The following is a 5,328-nucleotide window of genomic DNA, read 5'->3' as shown; positions in this document are numbered from 1 at the left end:
TCGATGCCGTGCTCCTCGCAGACACGAGTGAAGAGATGCGCACAGGCATAGCGGTCGGCACTGCGGTTGGTGAACTGGATACCGTTATCCGTCAGAACCGTCTGCAGAGCATAGGGCACCGCCTGGATCACAGTGCGCAGGAATTGCGCTGCAACCATCTTGTTGGCCGAGGCATGGAGTTCGATGAGCGCAAACGTGGACGTCCTGTCGATGGCCACGAACAGAGCGCGCTTGCCCTCGGCCGTCTGCACCTGTGCAATGTCGATGTGGAAGTCGCCAATCGGATCGTTTTTGAACCGCTTCTTTGCGGCTTTGTCGCCTTTGATGTCGGGTAGCCGCGAAATGCTATGGCGCTGCAGGCAGCGGTGCAGCGATGAGCACGTCAGACGCGGGATGCTCGGCTGCGGTGCGTAGAGACAGTCGTCCAGCGGCAGCAACGTGTGCTTGCGGAAAGCGACGATCGCCGCCTCATCCGCAACGGACAACACGGTGGAACGCGGCGGCGTCGGCCCGGTTGGCACATCGGCAACCGAGGTCCGCGTCTTCCACTTCGCCACTGTCTTTTGGTTGATGCCGTAGCGCTTGGACAGCGCTCTCAGGCTCTCTTGACTCTGTTGTATCGCTCGACGGATCGCCTCTGTCGTGGTGGCGCTCCCATGTAGAACCTGGCCCATCGTGCTTGCTTCCATTCGAGGGAAAAGAGTGCACCATCAACACCTGGGATCAAACACCTAGTGTGCAGATGTCCTGTGCAAGGCATACGCCAGCAGCCTGGCCTGCAGGCGCTCGCCGATGCTGCGTTGCGTGTTCAATGCCATGCGCTGCATGCACGCAGCATCGTTCGCATCCCCGGTATCGCGTGACAACAGTGCCTGTGCCAACGTGGCCAGCTTGGCGCTGTTGCTGCCAGTTGCGCGTTTGAGCCAGGTCAGTGCGCGCAGCAGACGTTGCTCGATTTCAGTAAAGTCGCTGCCGAGTGGATAGTCGGGCAGGCTGCCATCGCGGCGAAACGGCGCCAATGCCTGTTCCAGCGCCTGGGGTGTGTTGCGTTGTGCATGGGCAGGCGGTGCAGGGTCGCCGCGCAGCTTGCGCGATGCCTGTGCCGTTGCAAGCAAGGTGTCCTGAAAACGGGAATCGCAGATGCCCACCATTGCCAGCACACAGTCCTGATCGGTCTGGTGACGGAGATCGGCGATGCCGTACTCGGTAATGTACACATCACGCAGATGGCGCGGGATCGTGGTGTGACCATAACTCCAGCGCACATTGCTGGCTGCATGTTTGCCGCAATTGCGCGTTGCGCGCAGCATCAACGCGCTACGCGCTTGCGGCAAGGCATGCGCCATGGCCACGAAGTTGTACTGGCCACCGACGCCGGAGACCACACGGCCGTCTTCCAGCCCATCGGACACCGCCGCGCCGAGCGCGGTGGCCATCATGCAGGATTTGAAGAAGCGCGCCTGGTGGCGTTGCAAACGCTCCAATGCTTCGTTGCCGCCATACAGTTGATTGATCTGGCTGATGCGGCGCATGCCGATCGCCCCGCGCTTCCCCGCATCCAGATCGCGTAGCCACTGGTAAAAATCCGGCGATCCGAGATAGAACGCGCCATGCAGTAACTCGCCTTCGCGTGCCAGCCGCGCGTGATCGGCAGCGTCGGCGCTGCCGTCGGCCATGCGCTGCATCAGCGGCAGATCGTCATGCACCTTCCGACGGATCACGCCGCTGTCCACAAGTTGCCTGAAACCTTCATTGAGCATTTCGCTGCAGCCATATAAGCCGATCTCGAACGGCTCCAGGCCACCGCTTGCAAGCACAGCAGGATGCTGTTCCAGCTCCGGATCCAGCGCATGCAGCCCCCGCCGATAGGCCGCGTTGTCGGTATGTCGCAGCACCAGCGCATGGCTCAGCGCATCGGCCAGGGTGCCGATGCCGATCTGCAAGGTGCCGCCATCGCGCACCAGCGTGCTCGCATACAAACCGATGGCGTAGTCGACGGTGTTCACCGGTTGCCGCGGTAAGCCGAACAGCCGTGGCGACGTGCCGGGCAGGTCGATGACCAGATGGAAGAATGCTTCGTCCACGGCTGCAGTGCCACCGATCCACGGTAATTGCGGGTCGACCTCCGCCACCAACAGCGGACGTGGCAGCCCGAGTGCCTGCACCGCATCGAGCGTGTCCTGGGTGATGTCGTTGTTGCACGACAGCGACAACCGCGTACCGTCCGGGTCGCGCGCCACTTTTTGCACGATCACGTTGGGCGCGCTTTGCGCCACCGCCGCAGCCGCGTGCGTGTAGTTCAGACTCGTGTAGTCGGCCTGCGCCTGCGTGGAATGCAGCAAGCCGCCGGACTGCATGTAGAACTCTTCTACTTGCACATGCGCGGGCAGCGCATCGCGCAGCATGTCATCGACATACGCCAGGCGCGGAAAGTCGTCACCGAAATGGCGTGCAGCGAACGGTGCGGCAAAGCGCGCCTCAAGTCCCGCACCTGGCGTGGGCGGATTGAGCGACAGTGCGGTGTACAGCGCCAGCGGGCGTGACGGCGTGGCCTTGAGCTGTACATACAACGCATTCAGCAGCCGATGCGGCTTGCCGATGCCCAACGGCGCTGCGACGCGTAATGGGCCATCGATCCGTTGCAGAATCCGCTCCACGGCAGAGGGCAGGTCAGTGAGATGTTCGGTCATCCGTGCAGAGTATCCGAGCCGATGGCGAGCCGGTTGCCGCGGCAGCCGGCATAAACTGTTGATTGCTTCGATCGCTGCTCTAAATTCCCAAAGAAACAGGCTTGACAGACTTAATTTTTACGCGTGTAATAAATAAAAATCACGGGTGTAATCGGATGCCGATCAGCGACGCAGAGGCAGTGGTGATGCAAGTACTCTGGGACGGCGCTCCGCGCACGGCAGAAGATGTCGTTGCTGCGCTGTCGCAGACCGATTGGGCCGATCCAACCATCAAGACCTTGCTCAATCGCCTGCTCAACAAAGGCGCCATTGCTGCGCAAAAAGACGGGCGCAAATATCTCTATACACCGCTGTTGCAACGCGAGCAGTGGGTGCAGCAGCAGAGCGAAGGATTGCTGCAACGGTTGTTCGGTGGACGTGTAGCGCCACTGGTGGCGCATTTCAGCGAGCGCGGAAAGCTCAGCGCGTCCGACATCGCGGAATTGAAAAAGCTGATCAAGGAATTAGACGATGAGCCCTGACGCGCTGGTTCCGCCACTGCTACGCGCAATGCTCTACACCGCAGCGGCGCTATCTATCTGTTTGCTCCTGCGCCATCCATTGCGTAGCTGGCTTGGTGCAACGGCGGCGTATGCGGTCTGGGCATGCGTTCCGCTCGCGTTGTTGGCTGCCGTGCTGCCTAGCCCGCAAGCAGATGCAGCGATGTTGAAGATTCCGTTGCTGGTCGCCATGCCTGCTCTCTCAAGCGCGCATGACGGTGCTTCGGCGTTGGCGGCATCGATCTTGGCGGTGTGGCTGAGTGGCGCAGCGCTGCTGGCAGTCGTGCTGTGGTTGCGGCAGTATCGTTTCGTGCGCAGCATGGGTCCTTTGCACACGCTGGACAATGCAGTGTGGTCGGCAACGCATGACGCAGGGCTGCCGGCATCATTGGGACTCTGGCGGCCACGTATCGTGGTGCCGTCGGATTTCAATACGCGCTATTGCGCTGCCGAACGTGCGTTGGTGCTGGCGCACGAACAGCTGCATCTGCGCCGCGGCGATATGCACGCCAATCTGCTTGCTGCACTGATGCTCTGCATCGGTTGGTTCAACCCGCTGATGCATCTGGCCTGGCGCGCGTTCCGGCTGGATCAGGAGCTTGCCTGCGATGCGGCCGTACTTGCACAACATCCAGGCAAGCGCCGCAGCTACGCCAACGCCATGCTCAAGACCCAGTTTGGCGCCGGTTGCACACCGCTCGCCTGTCATTGGGCTGCACCGCATCCGTTGACGCAACGTATCGCGGCGCTGCGCGGTCCAGTGAAAGACGCCAGGCGTTCGCGCTGGAGTTTTGCGGTGGTACTGCTGCTCGCGGCGACGATCAGCACCGCCGCCTGGACCCTGCAGCCGGCGCGCATCGCGATACCAGCACAACCGGCGCTGGCTGCCGGCAACGCGGTAGATTTCGCTGCGATGCGATCGCCGAAATATATAGACTTCACCACGATGCGACCGCCGAAATATCCGGTAGCTGCATTCGATGCCGGCATTGAAGGCTTTGTCGAACTGCATTTCGATGTCGACCCGAGCGGCGTACCGCAGCACATCGCCGTCGTACAGAGTAAGCCGGCCGGTGTGTTTGATCAGGCGGTGCTGGATGCAGCGCGCCAATGGCGACTGAAACCTGCATATGCACACGGTAAAGCGATTGCTTCCACAGTGCGCGTGCCGGTGAAGTTCGAACTGGATACGCCTGAGCAACCGTCCAAGGCTGCCGATGCCAATGCCGGCTACAGCGCTAGCAGCGCGCGATCGGATGCGCCACCGTCCAACCGTCTTGCCGATTGCGCTTTACCAGGCTGCGCGATGCAGGAGACGCTGTGATGAAATTTGCTCCGATGTGCGCTGCAGCAGTCCTGGCGCTGTCGCTTGGCGCATGTGCTACGCAAGGCGTACAGGAACAGCAGCGTAGCCAGCGCGAAGATTCGGTGGACCAGCGCATGCTGAGCTCGCAGTCAGGAGGTGGCGGCGATTCTTCCATCGAGCCTTACACGCTGGCGCCGACACAGCGCTTCCGTATGCCGCGCGCGCTGCGCAGCGATGCGCAGGCGCTGCCGTCCGATGCGCCACGGCAGACCTTGCCACCGACCACCGTGTGCGCGCATGTGATCTTGAGCGCTGAAGGCGCGGTACAGCGTGTCGACCCCATGTCCGATCGCGACGAATGCGCGGCCGGTCTGCAGCCGGATAATGCCGATCTGGTGCAGTCGGTGCGCACCACAGTGCAGCAATGGCAGTTCGTGCCTGCCGCAATGTGCACGTTTGCGTCCGGTGTGGCGCAACCGGCAGCGTTAGACGATTGCACCGGCGCCGAGCGTCAGGACCCCGTACCGGTGACGCTGTCGTTCGCGTTCACCTTCGAAGTACGGCAGGGCAAGGTCAGCGTGCGCACCGGCAAGGTTGCACGCTGATGGTGCCTTGCTTCAACTGATGGATGCGTTGACCGATCCGCGCACGTAGCGCGAGGCTGAAGCAGCACGTTGCCGCAGTTAACGTACGCATCGCCGTCAAATCGTTTTAGAGCGGCTAACAAAACCCAGGAAGAAGCCGTAAGCAGATGATGGAGCATGCAAGCCAGAGCAACGCCAAGTGGAGATCG

Annotated in this window: 5 protein-coding genes; 3 read left to right on the top strand and 2 right to left on the bottom strand. The window is 61.6% G+C overall.

The annotated features are described in order from the left end of the window. Both XpopCFBP1817_RS19345 and XpopCFBP1817_RS19340 read right to left on the bottom strand, forming a co-directional pair. Window positions 1–674 (bottom strand): DDE-type integrase/transposase/recombinase (locus tag XpopCFBP1817_RS19345; protein WP_128418332.1); only part of this gene is annotated, 674 nt, incomplete at its 3' end. Between the two features lie 57 nt (window positions 675–731). Continuing rightward, complete coding sequence (locus tag XpopCFBP1817_RS19340) at window positions 732–2,690, bottom strand: acetyl-CoA hydrolase/transferase C-terminal domain-containing protein (protein WP_128418331.1); 1,959 nt, start codon at window positions 2,688–2,690, stop codon at window positions 732–734. A gap of 155 nt (window positions 2,691–2,845) precedes the next feature. On the opposite strand from XpopCFBP1817_RS19340, the gene XpopCFBP1817_RS19335 reads away from it, so the two are divergent. The 3 genes from XpopCFBP1817_RS19335 to XpopCFBP1817_RS19325 are packed head-to-tail and all read left to right on the top strand — an operon-like array spanning window position 2,846 to window position 5,140. Next, the gene (locus tag XpopCFBP1817_RS19335; protein WP_128418330.1) at window positions 2,846–3,211 is read left to right on the top strand and encodes a BlaI/MecI/CopY family transcriptional regulator; all 366 of its coding nucleotides are present in this window, start codon (window positions 2,846–2,848) and stop codon (window positions 3,209–3,211) included. Further along, the gene (locus XpopCFBP1817_RS19330; protein ID WP_128418329.1) at window positions 3,201–4,553 is read left to right on the top strand and encodes a TonB family protein; all 1,353 of its coding nucleotides are present in this window, start codon (window positions 3,201–3,203) and stop codon (window positions 4,551–4,553) included. Before XpopCFBP1817_RS19335 ends, XpopCFBP1817_RS19330 begins: the two co-directional genes overlap by 11 nt. Window positions 4,554–4,567: 14 nt before the next feature. After that, the gene (locus XpopCFBP1817_RS19325; protein WP_425479135.1) at window positions 4,568–5,140 is read left to right on the top strand and encodes a hypothetical protein; all 573 of its coding nucleotides are present in this window, start codon (window positions 4,568–4,570) and stop codon (window positions 5,138–5,140) included. Window positions 5,141–5,328 lie beyond the last annotated feature (188 nt).

This window comes from Xanthomonas populi (genome assembly GCF_002940065.1).
Taxonomy (GTDB): Bacteria; Pseudomonadota; Gammaproteobacteria; order Xanthomonadales; family Xanthomonadaceae; genus Xanthomonas; species Xanthomonas populi.
This window is presented reverse-complemented; position numbering and strand designations above follow the sequence as displayed.

What these genes read in the sequence shown, in the direction of transcription:
- XpopCFBP1817_RS19340 (WP_128418331.1), bottom strand. Translation starts at nt 2,690, where the DNA reads ATGACCGAACATCTCACTGACCTGCCCTCTGCCGTGGAGCGGATTCTG.
- XpopCFBP1817_RS19335 (WP_128418330.1), top strand. Translation starts at nt 2,846, where the DNA reads ATGCCGATCAGCGACGCAGAGGCAGTGGTGATGCAAGTACTCTGGGAC.
- XpopCFBP1817_RS19330 (WP_128418329.1), top strand. Translation starts at nt 3,201, where the DNA reads ATGAGCCCTGACGCGCTGGTTCCGCCACTGCTACGCGCAATGCTCTAC.
- XpopCFBP1817_RS19325 (WP_425479135.1), top strand. Translation starts at nt 4,568, where the DNA reads ATGTGCGCTGCAGCAGTCCTGGCGCTGTCGCTTGGCGCATGTGCTACG.